The 16837-nt window shown below is 62.8% G+C and carries 21 protein-coding genes and 1 other RNA gene; 13 read left to right on the plus strand and 9 right to left on the minus strand.

Annotated features, from left to right (window positions below):
* The 4 genes from ACODR6_RS12990 to ACODR6_RS13005 all read left to right on the plus strand — a co-directional run.
* A partial coding sequence (locus ACODR6_RS12990) for a hypothetical protein (RefSeq protein WP_489022585.1) occupies nucleotides 1–491 on the plus strand: 491 nt, incomplete at its 5' end.
* 200 nt (nucleotides 492–691) lie between these two features.
* Complete coding sequence (gene recF, locus ACODR6_RS12995; protein WP_489022586.1) at nucleotides 692–1816, plus strand: DNA replication/repair protein RecF; 1125 nt, start codon at nucleotides 692–694, stop codon at nucleotides 1814–1816.
* The gene (locus tag ACODR6_RS13000; RefSeq protein WP_489022587.1) at nucleotides 1813–2622 is read left to right on the plus strand and encodes a molybdopterin-synthase adenylyltransferase MoeB; all 810 of its coding nucleotides are present in this window, start codon (nucleotides 1813–1815) and stop codon (nucleotides 2620–2622) included. The genes recF and ACODR6_RS13000 overlap by 4 nt, the downstream gene beginning before the upstream one ends.
* Nucleotides 2622–3092 (plus strand): GNAT family N-acetyltransferase, encoded by a 471-nt coding sequence (locus ACODR6_RS13005; protein WP_489022794.1) that lies wholly within the window; start codon nucleotides 2622–2624, stop codon nucleotides 3090–3092. The genes ACODR6_RS13000 and ACODR6_RS13005 overlap by 1 nt, the downstream gene beginning before the upstream one ends.
* Here the strand turns inward: ACODR6_RS13005 and ACODR6_RS13010 are convergent.
* Complete coding sequence (locus ACODR6_RS13010; RefSeq protein ID WP_489022588.1) at nucleotides 3089–4090, minus strand: 2-hydroxyacid dehydrogenase; 1002 nt, start codon at nucleotides 4088–4090, stop codon at nucleotides 3089–3091. The genes ACODR6_RS13005 and ACODR6_RS13010 overlap by 4 nt on opposite strands.
* A 184-nt stretch (nucleotides 4091–4274) precedes the next feature.
* On the opposite strand from ACODR6_RS13010, the gene ACODR6_RS13015 reads away from it, so the two are divergent.
* Entirely contained in the window at nucleotides 4275–4814 is a 540-nt protein-coding gene (locus ACODR6_RS13015) for an SH3 domain-containing protein (RefSeq protein ID WP_112714248.1), read from the plus strand.
* Here ACODR6_RS13015 and ACODR6_RS13020 read toward each other — a convergent pair.
* Nucleotides 4807–5799, minus strand: coding sequence for an adenosine kinase (locus ACODR6_RS13020; RefSeq protein ID WP_489022589.1), 993 nt, complete (start codon nucleotides 5797–5799; stop codon nucleotides 4807–4809). The two genes, ACODR6_RS13015 and ACODR6_RS13020, sit on opposite strands and share 8 nt — an antisense overlap.
* A gap of 412 nt (nucleotides 5800–6211) precedes the next feature.
* Here ACODR6_RS13020 and ACODR6_RS13025 point away from each other — a divergent pair, with 412 nt between their 5' ends.
* Nucleotides 6212–7159, plus strand: a complete 948-nt coding sequence (locus tag ACODR6_RS13025; RefSeq protein ID WP_489022590.1) for an AEC family transporter — start codon at nucleotides 6212–6214, stop codon at nucleotides 7157–7159.
* Between the two features lie 72 nt (nucleotides 7160–7231).
* Here ACODR6_RS13025 and ACODR6_RS13030 read toward each other — a convergent pair whose 3' ends face one another.
* Entirely contained in the window at nucleotides 7232–7810 is a 579-nt protein-coding gene (locus ACODR6_RS13030) for a c-type cytochrome (RefSeq protein ID WP_489022591.1), read from the minus strand.
* A gap of 155 nt (nucleotides 7811–7965) precedes the next feature.
* On the opposite strand from ACODR6_RS13030, the gene ACODR6_RS13035 reads away from it, so the two are divergent.
* Together ACODR6_RS13035 and ACODR6_RS13040 are read left to right on the plus strand one after the other, a co-directional pair.
* Nucleotides 7966–8721, plus strand: coding sequence for a 3-deoxy-manno-octulosonate cytidylyltransferase (locus tag ACODR6_RS13035; RefSeq protein WP_489022592.1), 756 nt, complete (start codon nucleotides 7966–7968; stop codon nucleotides 8719–8721).
* Nucleotides 8722–8731: 10 nt separating this feature from the next.
* A complete protein-coding gene (locus tag ACODR6_RS13040; protein WP_112714238.1) occupies nucleotides 8732–9592 on the plus strand; it encodes a prephenate dehydratase in 861 nt (286 codons plus the stop codon).
* 35 nt (nucleotides 9593–9627) lie between these two features.
* Here ACODR6_RS13040 and ACODR6_RS13045 read toward each other — a convergent pair whose 3' ends face one another.
* The 5 genes from ACODR6_RS13045 to ACODR6_RS13065 form a co-directional block, all read right to left on the minus strand.
* Nucleotides 9628–9996, minus strand: coding sequence for a VOC family protein (locus ACODR6_RS13045; protein WP_203429847.1), 369 nt, complete (start codon nucleotides 9994–9996; stop codon nucleotides 9628–9630).
* A 99-nt stretch (nucleotides 9997–10095) separates the two neighbouring features.
* Entirely contained in the window at nucleotides 10096–10320 is a 225-nt protein-coding gene (locus ACODR6_RS13050; protein ID WP_489022593.1) for a hypothetical protein, read from the minus strand.
* 67 nt (nucleotides 10321–10387) lie between these two features.
* Nucleotides 10388–11083 (minus strand): helix-turn-helix transcriptional regulator, encoded by a 696-nt coding sequence (locus ACODR6_RS13055; RefSeq protein ID WP_199629874.1) that lies wholly within the window; start codon nucleotides 11081–11083, stop codon nucleotides 10388–10390.
* Nucleotides 11084–11086: 3 nt separating this feature from the next.
* Nucleotides 11087–12046 (minus strand): NAD(+) diphosphatase, encoded by a 960-nt coding sequence (gene nudC / locus ACODR6_RS13060; protein ID WP_489022594.1) that lies wholly within the window; start codon nucleotides 12044–12046, stop codon nucleotides 11087–11089.
* Nucleotides 12043–12453, minus strand: a complete 411-nt coding sequence (locus ACODR6_RS13065; protein ID WP_199629872.1) for an HIT domain-containing protein — start codon at nucleotides 12451–12453, stop codon at nucleotides 12043–12045. Before ACODR6_RS13065 ends, nudC begins: the two co-directional genes overlap by 4 nt.
* An 89-nt stretch (nucleotides 12454–12542) precedes the next feature.
* Here ACODR6_RS13065 and ffs point away from each other — a divergent pair.
* From ffs to ACODR6_RS13085, 4 genes are all read left to right on the plus strand, one after another.
* Nucleotides 12543–12639: signal recognition particle sRNA small type (gene ffs, locus ACODR6_RS13070), an RNA gene on the plus strand.
* A gap of 46 nt (nucleotides 12640–12685) precedes the next feature.
* Nucleotides 12686–14554, plus strand: a complete 1869-nt coding sequence (locus ACODR6_RS13075; RefSeq protein WP_489022595.1) for a DNA polymerase III subunit gamma/tau — start codon at nucleotides 12686–12688, stop codon at nucleotides 14552–14554.
* A 22-nt stretch (nucleotides 14555–14576) separates the two neighbouring features.
* The gene (locus tag ACODR6_RS13080; protein ID WP_112714224.1) at nucleotides 14577–14900 is read left to right on the plus strand and encodes a YbaB/EbfC family nucleoid-associated protein; all 324 of its coding nucleotides are present in this window, start codon (nucleotides 14577–14579) and stop codon (nucleotides 14898–14900) included.
* A 37-nt stretch (nucleotides 14901–14937) separates the two neighbouring features.
* Nucleotides 14938–15549: a LysE family translocator gene (locus ACODR6_RS13085; RefSeq protein ID WP_130279466.1), complete on the plus strand. Its 612-nt coding sequence runs from the start codon at nucleotides 14938–14940 to the stop codon at nucleotides 15547–15549.
* Here ACODR6_RS13085 and ACODR6_RS13090 read toward each other — a convergent pair.
* Nucleotides 15539–16168: an MOSC domain-containing protein gene (locus ACODR6_RS13090; protein ID WP_489022596.1), complete on the minus strand. Its 630-nt coding sequence runs from the start codon at nucleotides 16166–16168 to the stop codon at nucleotides 15539–15541. The genes ACODR6_RS13085 and ACODR6_RS13090 overlap by 11 nt on opposite strands.
* Before the next feature lie 57 nt (nucleotides 16169–16225).
* Here ACODR6_RS13090 and recR point away from each other — a divergent pair, with 57 nt between their 5' ends.
* Nucleotides 16226–16831, plus strand: coding sequence for a recombination mediator RecR (recR, locus tag ACODR6_RS13095; RefSeq protein WP_489022597.1), 606 nt, complete (start codon nucleotides 16226–16228; stop codon nucleotides 16829–16831).
* The last annotated feature ends 6 nt before the right edge of the window (nucleotides 16832–16837 follow it).

The raw sequence follows: 16837 nt of genomic DNA on the forward strand, positions 1-16837 counted from the left end.
GTAACGGCGGCCAGGGTGGTGGTAACGGCAACCATGGCGGCGGTAACGGCGGCCAAGGTGGTGGTAACGGCAACCATGGCGGCGGTAACGGCAACCACGGTGGCGGCAACGGCAACCACGGTGGTGGCAACGGCGGCCAGGGTGGCGGCAATGGCAACCATGGCGGCGGTAACGGCGGCCAGGGTGGCGGCAACGGCAACCATGGGGGCGGTAACGGCGGCCAAGGTGGCGGCAATGGTAACCACGGTGGCGGCAACGGCGGCCAGGGTGGTGGTAACGGTAACCATGGCGGCGGTAACGGCGGCCAGGGTGGCGGCAATGGTAACCACGGTGGTGGCAACGGCGGCCAGGGTGGTGGCAACGGCAACCACGGTGGCGGTAACGGAGGCCAGGGTGGCGGCAATGGTAACCACGGTGGTGGCAACGGCGGTCAAGGTGGCGGCAACGGCAGCCACGGTGGCGGCCACGGAGGTGGCAAGTATAACCAGTGATCCTGCTGTCCAGCGGTCAACGATGACGAGGAGCCCGGCTGAAAAGCCGGGCTTCGTTCTTTCCTGGCTGTCGACAATATCCGCCTGACGGAGTGTCGCGCGCTCCATAGCCGGCGTAGCGCGATCGGCCATTCCATCGACAGCCTTGCCATACCCGCCCGTTCGGCTTAGCTCTGCCGCATATCGAATCCGGACAAGCGATGCCTCACAAGGTCTACCTCTCCCTGCTCAAGCTCACCGACTTCCGCAACTACGCGGCAGTGTCGCTGGCGCTCGACGGGCGTCACGTCGTGCTGACGGGCAATAACGGGGCGGGCAAGACGAACCTGATGGAAGCCGTCTCCTTCCTGTCGCCTGGACGCGGTCTGCGGCGCGCGACCTATGCGGATGTCACCCGCGTCGGCGCTTCCAACGGTTTTTCGATCTTTGCCGAACTCGAGGGCATCGAGGGCAATGTCGAGATCGGCACCGGAGCCGATACCGCCGATGACAATGCGGCGCGCCGCCTGCGCATCAATGGGACTGCGGCGAAGACGGCTGACGAACTCACCGATCACTTGCGAGTTCTCTGGCTGACCCCATCGATGGATGGCCTTTTTACCGGCGGCTCTTCGGATCGCCGCCGTTTCCTTGATCGTCTCGTTCTGTCGCTCGATCCGGCCCATGGCCGCCGCGCCAGCGATTTCGAGCGCGCCATGCGCAGCCGAAACAAGCTGCTCGATGATGGCCGCTTCGACCCGTCCTGGCTTTCGGGGATCGAGCAGCAGATGGCGAGCCTCGGTATAGCCATGGCGCTTGCCCGCCAGGAAATGCTGGGCCTGCTCGCCCGCTTGATCGAGGAAACACGCGAGACATCGCCGTTTCCTTCCGCCGCGCTCGAACTGTCAGGCTTCATGGACGGCCAGTTTTCACGCCCGGCCGTCGATCTCGAGGATGACTATGCGGCGATGCTGGCGGCGAGCCGCTACCGCGATGCTGCTGCAGGCCGCACGCTCGATGGCCCGCACCGCGCCGATCTGATCGTCCGCCACCGCGACAAGCAGATGGAGGCCGCGCGCTGTTCGACCGGCGAGCAGAAAGCGTTGCTGGTCGGCCTCATCCTGGCGCACGCGCGCCTCGTCGCCAATCTGACGGGTCACGCGCCCATTCTGCTGCTCGACGAGATCGCCGCACATCTCGACGAAGGCCGCCGCGCGGCGCTCTTCGATCTGATCGACGCGCTGGGTGGCCAGTCCTTCATGACCGGCACCGACCGGTCAATGTTTTCAGCACTCGGCGAGCGGGCGCAGTTCTTCACGGTATCCGAAGGGCATGTCGGCGCATGAGCGGCGGCGCTTCCTTCTTCGCGCCCGGCCATGATAGCATCGCCGTCATGGAACCTCTTAGTCCCGAAGAAATCGCACGATATCAGCGTCATATCCTGCTTCCGGAGATCGGCGGCGCGGGCCAGCAGAAGCTCAAGGCGGCGCGCGTACTCGTCATCGGTGCCGGTGGCCTCGGCGCCCCGGTGCTGCAATATCTGGCGGCGGCCGGCGTCGGCACGCTTGGCATTGCCGATGATGACCGGGTGTCGCTGTCGAACCTGCAGCGCCAAGTAATCCATGATTCTGGCACGATCGGCGAGATGAAGACCGAGAGCGCCGCCTTCGCCATCGCCCGCCTCAATCCGCATGTAAGGGTTATACGCTTCGAGGAGCGCTTCTGCCCGGAAGCGGCGGCACGCCAGATTTCGGGCTTCGACCTGCTGATCGATGGTTCCGACAATTTCGACACCCGCTATGCCGCCGCCGATGCCGCGGAGCGGGCAAAGATACCGCTGGTAACGGGTGCCGTAGGCCGCTTCGACGGCTCGGTAACGGTCCTTAAGCCTTACGCGACGGCTGCTGATGGCAGCCTGAACCCCACCTATCGCGATCTCTTTCCCGAAATCCCGCCTGAGGGGCTGATACCCGCCTGCGCCGAAACCGGGATTGTCGGCGCCCTGACAGGTGTCATCGGCACGCTGATGGCCATGGAGGCGATCAAGCTCGTCACGGGCAATGGTGAGCCGCTCATCGGTCGCCTGCTGCTCTACGACGCGCTGAGCGCCCGTTTCGATACCATACGATACAAGCGCCGGCGGACAGCATGATCGATATCGTCAGACTGGATGAAAGCTTCGGCCGCTGGCCGGAGCTGCTCGACCTGATCCTCTCCTCTTTCGCCTATATGAACGGCCGCATCGATCCGCCGTCCTCGGCGCTTTCCTTGACGCCGGCGGCGCTGAAGGCAAAGGCGACAGCGGAGATCGGCTATATCGCCCTTGAGAATGGCGCGCTTGCCGGATGCATGTTCCTCCGTCCGGAAGCCGATTGCCTCTATCTCGGCAAGCTCGCGGTCGCGCCGGCATGGCAGGGCAAGGGGATCGGCAAGCGGCTTCTTGCGGTGGCCGAAACGGTCGCTCGCGAGCGTGGGCTCAGTTCGATCCGGCTCGACACCCGCATCGAACTTACGGGCAACCACGCCGCTTTCGCAGCCTGGGGCTTTACCCGAACGGCCGAAAAATTCCATCCCGGTTACGAGCGCGTGACCTATGTCGAGATGCGAAAGTCACTCGCCTAGCGGCCGGGCAGCACGCGGTTCGGCGGGCGGTGTCCGTCGATGAAGGCGCGGATGTTGATGATCACCTTGTCACCCATGTCGATACGGCCTTCGATCGTTGCCGAGCTCATATGCGGCAACAGCACGACCTTGCCTTCGTTGGCGAGTTTGATCAGCTTCGGATTGACCGAGGGCTCGTTCTCGAAGACATCGAGGCCCGCACCCGCGATCCGTCCCTCCCGCAGGCATTTGATCAGCGCCGCTTCATCGACGACATCACCGCGCGCGGTGTTGACGAGATAAGCAGTCGGCTGCAGAAGCGCGAGGCGCCGGGCCGAGAGCAGGTGGAAGGTCGCCGGTGTCGACGGGCAGTTCACGGAGACGATGTCGACCCGGGCCAGCATCTGGTCGAGGCTTTCCCAATAGGTCGCCTCCAGCTCGTCTTCGGTCGCCGGGTTCACGCGCTTGCGGTTGTGATAGTGGATCGAGAGGCCGAAGGCCCTGGCGCGCCGCGCAACGGCGGTGCCGATCCGGCCCATGCCGACGATGCCGATCCGCTTGCCGTGAATGCGCCGTCCCAGCATCCAGGTCGGTGACCAGCCGGCCCATTCGCCGGGCTTGTCGGTAAGGACGCGCGCACCTTCGCCGAGCCGGCGCGGTACGGCGAGGATCAGCGCCATCGTCATGTCGGCCGTGTCTTCGGTCAGCACGTTCGGCGTGTTGGTAACGGTGATGCCCTTGCGGGCGGCAGCCTCGACATCGATATGGTCGGTACCGTTGGAGAAGCTGGCGATCAGCTTCAGCTGCGGCCCTGCCTGTTCGATCAGCGCTGCATCGATCCGGTCGGTCACCGTTGGCACCAGCACGTCGGCAGTCTGCACCGCCTCGGCAAGCTCGGGCATGGAGCGCGGCGAATCGTCGATGTTCAGTTGCGCGTCGAACAGCTCGCGCATGCGGGTCTCGACCGCGTCAGGCAGTTTCCGGGTGATGTAGACCTTCGGTTTTTTCTTCGATGTCATCGCGGCCGGCCATGCCTTGTTCAGATGTCTTTAACCAAGACGGGGGATAATTTTAACGTTCGGGCAATTTCTACCAGACCCGCACGCGAAGACAAACAAAACTCGCGAGCGGTTTCCGGCGAATGTCACGGCCCGGCTGATGAGCGGGCGCGCCCGCTTACCATTTCGAGCGAACGGAAACTCCATGCGTGGAATCACTCTGAAGTCCTGCCTTGCTATTGCGGTTGGTCTGATGCTGTCGGCAAGCGCCGTCGAATCTGCGTATGCGCAAGCGGCCAAGGGCCCGAGCGGCCTGCCGTTGCCGCGCTTCGTGACGCTGAAGTCGAAGCGCGTCAATCTGCGCATCGGCCCCGGAACCGATTATGCCGCTTCCTGGATGTACCTCAAGGCCGGCCTGCCGGTGGAGATCATCCAGGAATATGACAACTGGCGCCGCATCCGCGATGCCGACGGCACGGAAGGCTGGGTCAACCAGTCGCTGCTGTCGGGTCAGCGCTCGGCGCTGGCTGCGCCGTGGATGAAGGGCAAGGGTAAATCTGTCTTCGTCAATATGCGCCGCGAGCCGCAGTCCTCGGCAACCATCGTCGCCAAGCTGGAGCCTGGCGTGATGATCCATATCGGCGAGTGCAATGGCGACTGGTGCCATGCAGATGCCGACGGCGCCGAAGGATGGGTGGCGCAGTCGGAAATCTGGGGTGCTTACCCCGGCGAAGCCTTTAAATAAGCTTCGCCTCGCGGGCTGCTTCGGCAAGCGACTTCATCGGCCGGGGGCCGATCTGCTGGATGACGATGCCGGCCGCCAGGCAGCCGAGCTTGCCGCAATCCTCGAGCGTGCGGCCCTGCGTGTAGCCGTAGAGGAAGCCTGAGGCGAAGAGATCTCCGGCGCCCGTCGTATCGACGACCTCGTTGATGCGGATCGCATCCACATACCAGCGCTCGTTGCCCTTGAGGATCACCGCGCCGTCTTCGCTCATCGTCACGGCGGCGATCTTGCAGTCCTTGGCGATTTTGTTCAGCGCTTCCTCGAAATCGTCGGTCTCATAGAGCGACAGCGCTTCCTGCTTGTTGGCGAAGACGATGTCGACAGTGCCGGAGCGCATCAGGTCGAGGAATTCTGCGCGGTAGCGGCCGACGCAGAAGCTGTCCGAGAGCGTCATCGACACTTCGCGGCCATTCTCATGCGCGATGCGGGCGCATTCGCGGATCGCTTCCTTGGCGCGGGGCGGATCCCAGAGATAACCCTCGAAATAGGTCACCTTGGCATCTGCGACGACATCGCTCTCGACGTCTTCCGGTCCGAGCTCGACGCAGGCGCCGAGATAGGTGTTCATCGAACGCTCGCCGTCATCGGTGACGAAGATCATCGAGCGCGCCGTCGGCGGGAACTTGCCCTTCGGCTTGGTCTGGTAGTGAACGCCCTGGGCGCGGATGTCGTGCGCGAAGATCTCGCCCAGCTGGTCGTCGGCGACCTTGCCGAAATAGGCGGCCTTGGCGCCGAGGCTTGCGGCACCGGCTGCCGTGTTGCCGGCGCTGCCGCCCGACGCTTCCAGAGCCGGTCCCATGCGGGAATAGAGCAACTCGGCGCGTTCGGCATCGATGAGGTTCATCGCCGCCTTGGTGATCTTGTTGTCAATGAGGAACTGGTCGTCGCAACGCGCGATAATATCGACGATGGCGTTGCCGACAGTCAGAACATCGAATTTGGTCATGAAATGGGAGGTCCCGGATTTTGTGATAGCCGGGGTTTGGTCTTAGCGGAATTTCCGCTGATGGAAAGGAAAAAGGCTTTGGTGGCGGTTTTCTTCGCAAAAATGCCGCCAATCCGTCATGCCGCTGTCACCATGGACACCTAAATAAGCTCTCAAGCAGACCGGCATGAGCATCCAAGGATGTGGCCGGGTGAGAAGGGATGATGCCCTTCGACTGTTCCGGAAGCGGCGCTGACCACGGATGAACTGGCAGCATCGCGAACCGGGTGTCCGGCAAGACCGGATGCGGAAAAGCGGGCCTTGCCCGCTTTTTTTGTTTTCGCGGCTTCGAATGTTGGGACCAACGGGTTTGTCAACGCGCCGCCTTTGCTGTTAGACCTTGAGCTCCCCGCGCCAAGGCAGTTCTTCCCGCATGACAGCTATCGTTTTCGACGTCCTCCCTATCTTCATCATGATCCTGATCGGATGGCTGATCGTGAAAGCGGGGTTGATGACGGCCGATACCGGCGATGCGCTGAGCGATTTCGTCTTCAAGATCGCCGTGCCGATGCTGCTCTTCCGCACCATCGCCGAGGCTGACTTCCACGGCGCTTCGCCCTTCCGCCTCTGGATCGCCTATTTCTCTGGCGTCGCCGTCACCTGGACTGTCGGCCATATCGCCGCGACCAGGCTTTTCGGCCGCGATGCCCGCATCGGCGTTCTCGCCGGCGTGTCCTCGGCCTTCGCCAACACGATCTTCGTCGGCCTGCCATTGGTGCAGCGCACCGTCGGCGACAAGGGTCTCGTGCCGCTCTCGATCCTGATTGCCGTGCATCTCCCCGTCATGATGATCGTCGGCACGATCCTGATGGAGCGCGCTGAACACAAGATCTCAGGCGCCGCCGACCGCAGCATCCTGAAGCTTCTGCGCCAGATCGGCCTCAATCTCATCCGCAATCCGCTGGTGATCGGCCTGGCGGCCGGTGCCGCCATGCACCTGCTTGCCCTGACGATGCCGGGTCCGGTCGAAAATATCGTCGATCAGATTGCCGGTGTTGCCGGTCCGGTCGCGCTGATTTCGCTTGGCATGGCGCTGGAGAAGTACGGCGTGTCGGGCAATCTCGGCATCGCCAGCGTCACCTCCGCCTGCAAGCTTCTGCTGCTGCCCTGCTGTGTCTGGATCGCCAGCCACCTCGTCGGGCTCGCGCCTGATTGGACGGCGGCGCTGGTACTGATCGCTTCGGTTCCGACCGGCGTCAATGCCTGGCTGATCGCCAACCGCTTCGGCGTCGGCCACAGCCTCGCGGCCTCGACGATCACCGTGACAACCGCGCTCGGCGCCATTTCGGTCTCGCTCTGGGCCTATATCCTCGGCGCCTGACGCCGCAGGCGCGCAAAAGAAAAGCCCGGCTTGCGGCCGGGCTTCAATCTCTTTTCCGATATGTCGATCAGCTTACTGCGTGATCGTATCCGGAGCGTTCGGGTCCGGCAGCGGGGCCGGCGAATCGGCCAGCGTGTGCAGGTAAAGGATGACGTTGGCGCGATCCTGTTCCTTCGGCAGACCGGCAAAGCCCATGGCGGTGCCCGGGACCTGCTTCTTCGGAGCCATCAGGAAGTGGTTCAGGTGGTCGAAGGTCCACTTTTCAGCGCCGCCCTTGGAGAAGTCCTTCATAGCGGACGAATAGGCGAAGCCCTCATGCGACGCGATCGGGCGATCGACGAGACCATAGAGGTTCGGACCGACTTTGTTCGGTCCCCCCTTGGTCGCATCATGACAGGCCTGACACTTCTTGAAAATCGTCTCGCCGGCCTTGGCATCAGCCGTCGGCAGCAGCTTTGCAATCGGAACAATTGCAGCGGCAGCACTCGCTTCGCCACCGCCAGCAGCTGGCGTCTCCTCGGCGACGATCGTGAAGCCTTCCTTCTCCGGTGCTTCTGAATGGAAGATTCCTTCGGACGCGATGGAGACCGACATCAGGACGAAAATCGTTCCGAGCAGCGCACCAACGGCCGTATTGACGTAAGAATTCATCTGCAATGCTCCCCGTGCAGTCGGCAGACCCTAAAAAGGTACCATCTTGAAATCGCGCGGAACCTATGTCTTTTGGCTGTTCGTTGCAACTGTCTAAATGGTCCTGTACGTGAGACTTTTTGACACTTTTCCGCCCGGAATAGAAGGCCCGACAGATGACTGGTTCAAATTTAGATGACGTCCTCGTTCTGATCCCGGCACGCATGGCTTCGACCCGGCTGCCGGGCAAGCCGCTTGCCGATATCTGCGGCCTGCCGATGATCGTTCAGGTCGCCAAGCGCGCCGAGGAAGCGGCTATCGGCCGCGTGGTCGTTGCCGTCGACGATCAGCGTGTGTTCGACGTCGTTTCCGAGGCCGGTTTCGAGGTCATCATGACGCGTTCCGATCACCAGTCCGGCTCGGACCGCATTCACGAGGCGCTGCAGAAGGTCGATCCAGAAGGCAAGGCGAAGATCATCGTCAACGTCCAGGGCGACCTGCCGACCATCGAGCCGGAAACCATCCGCGCGTCACTCCGTCCGCTCGAGGATGCATCGGTCGATATCGCCACGCTGACGATCGAGATCGACACCGAAGACGACAAGACGGCGCCGCATATCGTCAAGGTCGTCGGTTCGCCGCTTTCCGAGACGCGCTTGCGCGGCCTCTATTTCACCCGGGCGACTGCGCCTTATGGCAAGGGCCCGCTCTACCACCACATCGGCCTCTACGCTTATCGCCGGTCGGCCCTCGAGCGCTTTGTCGCGCTCGGCCCCTCGGTGCTCGAGCTGCGCGAATCGCTGGAGCAGCTGCGGGCGCTGGAAGCCGGGATGCGCATCGATGCCGAAATCGTCGATACGGTACCGCTGGGCGTCGATACGCCCGCCGATCTTGAAAAGGCTCGCCGGATTCTCGCGGCAAGACAGGCTTGAGGATATAGCCATGAATACCAAGACGAACAGGATTTCTTTCCAGGGCGAGTTCGGCGCCAATTCCGACATGGCCTGCCGCGACATGTTCCCGACCATGGAGCCGCTGCCCTGCCAGACCTTCGAGGATGCCTTCACGGCGCTCGAAAGCGGCGAGGCGGATCTCGCGATGATCCCGATCGAGAACACGATCGCCGGCCGCGTCGCTGATATCCATCATCTGCTTCCCGATTCCAGGCTGCATATCGTCGGCGAATATTTCATGCCGATCCGCTTTCAGCTGATGGTGCTGCCGGGCGTCTCCAAGGATGAGATCCGCACGGTCCACAGCCACATCCACGCGCTCGGCCAGTGCCGCAAGATTGTCCGCGCCAACGGCTGGAAGCCCGTCATCGCCGGCGATACCGCCGGTGCCGCCAAGATGGTGCAGGAAACCGGCGACCGGACGATGGCAGCGCTTGCGCCGCGTCTCGCCGCCGATCTCTACGGCCTGGATATCGTCGCCGAAAATGTCGAGGACACGGAGAGCAACGTGACGCGCTTCGTCGTGCTGTCGCGCGATGAGGAATGGGCGAGCCGTTCGAACGAGGAAGAGAAGATCGTCACGACCTTCGTCTTCAACGTCCGCAACATTCCGGCCGCGCTTTACAAGGCGCTCGGCGGTTTCGCCACCAACAACATCAACATGACGAAGCTGGAAAGCTACCAGATCGGCGGCAAGTTCATTGCTACACAGTTCTATGCCGATATCGAAGGCCATGCGAACGACAGCAATGTCCGTCAGGCGCTGGAGGAGTTGCGCTTCTTCTCGGAGAAGGTCCGCATTCTCGGGGTCTACAAGGGGCACCCGATGCGCGGCCTGCTGCACAAGTAACCAACAAAAAGGGCGCCTTGGGCGCCCTTTTCGTTTCACTTGTCGGGCTCGCAGACCCGCAGGCGATGACCATCGGGGTCGAGCACCACGAAGGTCGGGCCGAAGTCGAGATCGACGAGTTCCTGGGCGATCGGCAGGCCACGCTTGCGCCAGTCGTCATACTGCTTGGCGACACCGTTATCGCCGGGCACCATGAAGGCGATTTCGCCGCGATTGCCGATCGCGGACGGCTGCGGTTCGACATTGCTGCGGCGCCAGAGGCCGAGCGTGAAGCCGCCGTCGAGCGGAAAGGCGACGAAATTCGGTGCGGCAACGGCCGGCTCGCGGCCGAGGATGTCCTTGTAGAAACTGGCGCTTTCGGCCGGATCCTTGACATAGAGAATGATGAGGTTGGGGCTGGTCATGGTCGTATCCTTTTGCTGGAGATGGCTGCATGAATGCGTGCCGCCGCAATCCGCTGCGGCGGTATGAAATTTCTGGTCTTGGATATTATCGGTTGCCGGCTAGGCTTCGGCTTCCTGGCAGGTCCAGGCGGACAGGCCGAGGTCGCGCCGCATGCCCGAAGACATCGACTGCGGATCGAGGCGGGGAGCGTCGCCCCTCGCCATGTTACGCGATGCGTTCTGCATCATGCGCAGCATCAGGGACTGCGGATAACCCGCATCGGCAGAAGATGTCTCGACAAGGCGGTCGCTGTATTTCGCGGTGCTGAGTTTCACGCTCGTCATCATCGGTTCTCCTTCTGGATTGGTACCGATAATAGCGCGCTCTACTGTCAGATTCTGGCAGTAGCCTTTAGCGTTCGACGGGCACGTGTTCGATCTCGCGCCATTCCTTCATCAGCGCGCTCCGGCGGCGGGGATAGCGCTCGTCATGAGGCGTCATGTCGATGATGCGGTCGGTGCGGAAATGGCGAAAACCGCGGCGCAGTTCGCACCAGGCCATCACCATGCGGATATGCTCGAAATAGCCGAGCGCGAACGGCCAGACCCGCCGCAGCGAGATGCGGCCCTGCTCGTCGCTGTAATGCAGTTCGAGGATGCGTTCGGTGCGGATCGCCTTGCGGATCAGGGCAACGTCGGCCTTGTCCTCATTGGCGCGCTTCGGGCCGACGAGCAGCGTTGCCGATTCGATCGTCTCGCGCATCTCCTCGGGCAGGACGGCAGCGATCTTTGCAAGCGCATCGGCGGCCGCGCCCGCAAGCCGGGGTTCCGCCGAGCGGTTGACCCAGCGCGATCCCAGCACCAGTGCTTCGAGCTCCTCTTCGGAAAACATCATCGGCGGCAGCATGAAGCCCGGTTTCAGCACGTAGCCGACGCCGGCTTCGCCCTCGATCATCGCCCCCTGGCTCTGCAGGCTGGCGATGTCGCGGTAGAGCGTGCGCAGGCTGACACCGGTCTGCTCGGCCAGGATCACGCCACTGACGGGGCGGCGGTGCCGCCGGAGCACCTGGAGAAGAGCAAGAAGCCTTTCCGAGCGCGAGACCGGCATGACCTATCGCTTCCACTCCACCCAGTCGCGCATCAGGCGATGGGCGATGGCGCCTTTCGGCGGCGAGGCCTGGCCGTTGGCGCCAGGGCGCTCCAGCATCTCGATCGTCTCTTCGCGGGTAAACCAGCGGCAGTCTTCGAGTTCGGCCTCGTCGCGATTGATCTCGCTCGACTTCGCCTCGGCATAACAGCCGATCATCAGTGTATGCGGCATCGGCCAGGGCTGCGAGGCGTGATAGCGCACACGACCGGTCTTGATCCCGGACTCTTCCAGTGTCTCGCGGCGCACGGCGTTCTCGATGGTTTCGCCGGGCTCAACGAAACCGGCGAGGCAGGAATACATGCCCGGCGCAAAATGCGGCCCGCGGCCGAGCAGGCAGAGATCGCGCTTCTCGTCGATCGTCAGCATGATGACGACAGGATCGGTGCGTGGGAAGATCATGTGTTCGCAGGCGCTGCAGATCCGCTTGTAGCCACCGACCTTCAGCTCCATGCCGCCGCCGCAGCGGCCGCAGAACTTGTTGTCGCTGTTCCAGCGGATCAGGCTCGCTGCCTGGGCGAATTCGCCAAGCAGCACGTCGTCGAGAAGCTGGTCGCGATAGAGCGTCCGCCCATCTGCCGGCTTGTAATGGCTGGCAAGCTCTTCTTCCGGCACGCCGACGGGGACGGCAAGCCGGGGTTCACCGGATTTGCGGTAGCCGAGAAGAATCGTCTCGTCCCAATGCGGCTGCAACTCCTGCAGCTCATAGCGGGCAAAGAGCGGATCGAGCACCTGGCCGTCATGCTTGAGGACCAGCTTGTCCTTTGCGAAGGCGAAGATATGCGTGCCGTCCTTGGCGAGCGCCGTCTCGACCGATTTCTCGTCGCGATGTTCGGAATCGCGGTTCAAGTCGTTTGCCGCAAAGGCGGTGAGGTTGCTCGGCTCCGGATGCGGAATGTCCGTATCGAAAATTGAAGAATTCATGATGAAAGGGCTTCCCGCAATGTCGTTATGAACTGCGCTCGCTTCTCGTCCTCGTAAGGCTCGGCCTTGCCGAACCCCCAGATGGGTCCCGGCCAGTTGGCATCGCCTTCGAAGCGGGCAACGACATGAACATGAAGCTGGCGCACGACATTGCCAAGGGCCCCGACATTGATTTTTGTGGCGCCGGTCACCGTCTTCAGCGCGCTCGCCACCATGTCGGTCTCGAAGGTCAGCATCACCTGGTCGAGCGGCGTCAGCTCGAAGATCTCGGTAATCTCCGCACGGCGGGGAATGAGGATCAGCCAGGGCCAGCGCGCATCCTTCGACAATCGGAGATCGCAGAGGCCTGTGAGCATGATACTGGTGCTGTCATTTTCGAGCCGGGGGTCGAGCGCGAAATCCGCCAAAGTGCTTTCCTCCATTGTTTTCCAATGATTAGCAGTTTTTTTTGAGCTTGGCTTGCTTTTGATGACGATATTGCCGATATGTGGCTCCGGGAGGTTGGTGGTGGACGAGCCACTCGCCAACCGGGTCAGGTCCGGAAGGAAGCAGCCCTAACGAGCCCGGCACGGGTCATCGTGCCAGCCTCCCACCCTTCTCTCCATTCTTTGCCCGCATTGCCGGGCGACAAGCAGGGCGATGAGCGACACCGAGCGACAATCACAAGATGCCGCCTCGACGGGCACCGGTTACCGGGTGCTGGCACGCAAATACCGCCCCAAGGACTTCACGGACCTGATGGTCGGCCAGGAGCCGATGGTCCGCACCCTGACCAACGCCTTCGAGACCGGGCGTATTGCGCAGGCTTACATGCTGACCGGCGTTCGCGGCGTGGGCAAGACCACGACGGCGCGCATTCTGGCGCGTGCGCTGAACTACAAGACCCCTGACATCGACAAGCCGACGATCGACCTGCGTGTGCCTGGCGAACATTGCCAGGCGATCATGGAAGGCCGCCATGTCGATGTCATCGAAATGGACGCCGCCTCGCATACCGGTATCGATGACATCAGAGAGATCATCGAGCAGGTGCGCTACCGGCCGGTTTCGGCGCGCTACAAGGTCTATATCATCGACGAAGTGCACATGCTCTCGACGGCAGCCTTCAACGGGCTGCTGAAAACGCTCGAAGAGCCGCCGGAGCATGTGAAGTTCATCTTCGCGACGACCGAAATCCGCAAGGTTCCGATCACTGTCCTGTCGCGCTGCCAGCGCTTCGATCTGCGCCGTATCAGCGCGTCTGATCTCGTCGGCCTATTCACGACGATCGCCGCCAAGGAAGGCATCGAGGCTGAGCCGGATGCACTCGCCATGATCGCCCGTGCCGCCGAAGGTTCGGCGCGTGACGGCCTCTCGCTGCTCGATCAGGCGATTGCCCATGGCGGCGGCGCGGTGCAGGCGGAAGCCGTGCGTGGTATGCTGGGTCTTGCCGATCGAGCCCGTATCGTCGATCTTTTCCAGCATGTGGTGAAGGGCGATGTCGCCTCGGCGCTGAACGAATTCCAAGCGCAGTATGAAGCGGGTGCCAACCCCGTCGTCGTGCTCACCGATCTTGCCGATTTCACGCATCTCGTGACGCGCCTGAAATATGTGCCCGATGCTGCCAACGATCCGTCGCTGAGCGAGATCGAACGCACCAAGGCTTCCGAATTCGCGCAGGGCGTGGCGGTGACGACGCTGTCGCGCATGTGGCAGATGTTGCTGAAGGGCATTCCGGAGACGGAAGGTTCTTCGCGCACCGCAGGCGCTGCCGAAATGGTGCTGATCCGTCTTGCCCATGCAGCACACCTTCCGGCACCGGAAGATGCAGCCCGCAGGCTTGCGGAATTCTCCGACAATGGTGGAGGTTCCGGTCGCCCGGTTCCGTCGGGCAATGGCGGCGGCGCGCACGTCTCCTATCAGTCGGCGGCTCTGGCGCGTGCGCCCGAAAGCACGCCGCGCCCGCAGCCGAATGGCGGCCCGACCGCGATGCTGCGCGCCGTGCCCAATCCCAATCCCCAGCCGATGCAGGCCGGGCGCATCGAAAGCCGGCCTGCCGAGGCACCGAAGCCTCTGGTCGCGGTCAATTCGATTGCCGATATCGTCAATCTGGCCGGTGAAAAGCGCGACGCCAAGGTCAAGGCGCTGGTGCGGACCTTCGTTCGTCCCGTCAAGATCGAGCCCGGCCACCTTGATGTCAACCTGACCGAGGGCGCGCCATCGACGCTGCTCAACGAGCTTGCCGTCAAGCTCAAGGAATGGACCGGCATCCACTGGATCGTCAGCCTGAGCCGCGAGCCCGGTCAGCCGACCATGGTGGAGGCCGAGGCTCGGGCCAAGGAACAGCAGGTCATCGATGCCCGCCAGGATCCGGATGTCGCCGCAATCCTCGCCCAGTTCCCCGGTGCCAAGATCATCGACGTCCGCGTCAGGGCGCCGGAGCCGGAGGAAGAGGGCGATATCGCCCCGCCCGCCGCTGCCGAATCCGCCGAGGGTGACATCCTCCCGGGCGATGACATAGAATTCTAGACTTTCAGAGAAGGACAAGACGATGCGCGACCTCATGGGAATGATGGGCAAAGTCAAGGAAATGCAGGCCAAGATGGAGCAGATGCAGGCGGAAATCGCCGAGCTCAAGGCCGAAGGCAAGGCAGGCGGCGGCCTCGTGACCGTTGTCCTGAACGGCAAGGGCGAGATGCAGAGCCTGAAGATCGATCCGTCGCTCTTCAAGGAAGACGATGTTGAAATCCTCGAAGACCTGATCGTTGCCGCCCACAAGGATGCCAAGGACAAGGCCGAAGCCGTCGCTGCGGAAAAGACCAAGGCGCTGACCGCTGGCCTGCCGATCCCGCCCGGCTTCAAGATGCCGTTCTGATCATCGGAAGCCGATTGCCCGGAGGAGGCCTGAGATGTTGACGCTGACGACGCTGCTGGTTTTTGCCGGCGCTCTTTTCATCGCTGCCGGCACGCCTGGCCCGAGCGTTGCGGCCCTCGTCGCCCGCGTCATCTCGAAGGGCGCGCGCGATGTGCTGCCCTTCCTGTTCGGCATGTGGGCGGGGGATGCCATCTGGCTGACCTGCGCCATCGCCGGCCTATCGGCGATCGCCGAAACCTTCTACCACGCCTTCGTCGTCATCAAGTGGCTCGGTATCCTCTACCTTCTCTACCTCGCCTGGAAGATGTGGTTCGCCAAGCCTGACGTCGAGGAAGAGGAGCTGCCGCAGGCGCGCTCGCGCGGCCGCATGTTCCTGACAGGCCTGGCGATCGCGCTCGGCAATCCGAAGATCATGATGTTCTACATCGCGCTGCTGCCGTCGATCATCGATATCCGCGCCGTCTCATTCGGTGGCTGGGCGGAGCTCGTGGTGACGCTGCTCGTCGTTCTCGCGGTCGTCGATTTCACCTGGATGTTCCTGGCAGCCAAGGCCCGCAGCTTTCTCAAGAGCCGCCGCGCCGTGATGATTGCCAACCGCGCCAGTGCGGCGACGATGGCCGGTGCCGCCATGGCGATCGCTACCCGTTGATTGACGGCTGAGCCTCCAGCTGTGCCCGCAGCTTGTAATGGATGGGCGCTGCCAGATAGCGCTGGCGGTCTTCGCCCGACAGCTTTCGGCCGAACGTTTCCATCATTTCGGGCATCGTCACCTTCGCGCCAGCGAAGGGCTGGTATTCGACGGCCATCCCGACTTCTACGATCCCATTGGCAAGCACGCGGCAATAAATGCCCGGCCGTCCAGCTTTGGTGTAGCGCTTGACGAAGCGCGGATCGTCCATCCTCGCGGCGAAGGTCGCGCAGGGGATGCGGGCCGAGGTGACCTCCAGAACAAGATCGCCCGCGATAAACCTGTCGCCGACCGAAACGTCGCGATTGTCGAGCCCGTCGATCACCAGGTTCTCCCCGAAGGTGCCGGGCGCAATCTCCCTGTCGAGCTCGTCGCTCCACCAGTCGAGTGTCTCCGACCCCTCGATGTAGACGGCCTGATCGACGCCGCCGTGATAGGTGCGGTTGCAGATCGCGTCGCCGACCAGTCCCTCGGCATCGATCATCACGCCGCCGCCGACCGCATGCTTGAAGATGCCGGTCTTGTATTTCTTGCCGGGCAGCCGCTCTGGGCTTCCGGTGCAGACCGCTTGTATTTTCATGGCGGCGGCATTCCTTCCGCGATTCCGTTTTGACGACATATGGGCTAAGAACGGCGCATGGCAAAGCGAGTCACCGGCCCCGAAATCGAAAAACTCATCCAGCTTCTGGCGAAGGTGCCGGGCCTCGGGCCGCGCTCGGCGCGCCGCGCCGCGCTGCATCTGATCAAGAAGAAGGACCAGCTTCTCGGTCCTCTCTCCCACGCCATGGGCGATGCCTATGACAAGGTGAAGGTCTGCTCTCGCTGCGGCAATGTCGATACTGTCGATCCCTGCACCGTCTGCACCGATGACCGCCGCGATCAGTCGGTGATCATCGTCGTCGAGGACGTGTCCGACCTCTGGGCGCTGGAGCGCGCCGGCGCCATGAACGCCGCCTACCATGTTCTTGGCGGCACGCTGTCGCCGCTCGATGGTGTCGGGCCCGATGATCTCAACATCCGCGGCCTTATCGATCGGGTCGGCGAGGGCGGCATCCGCGAGCTGATCATCGCCGTCAACGCCACCGTCGAAGGGCAGACCACAGCGCACTATATAACCGACCAGCTCTCCGGGCTCGAGGTGAAGATCACCCGTCTCGCCCATGGCGTACCCGTCGGCGGCGAGCTTGATTATCTCGATGAGGGAACGCTGGCGGCGGCACTTCGTGCACGAACGGCCATCTGAGGGGGA

The organism is Rhizobium sp. FG96, assembly GCF_057808655.1.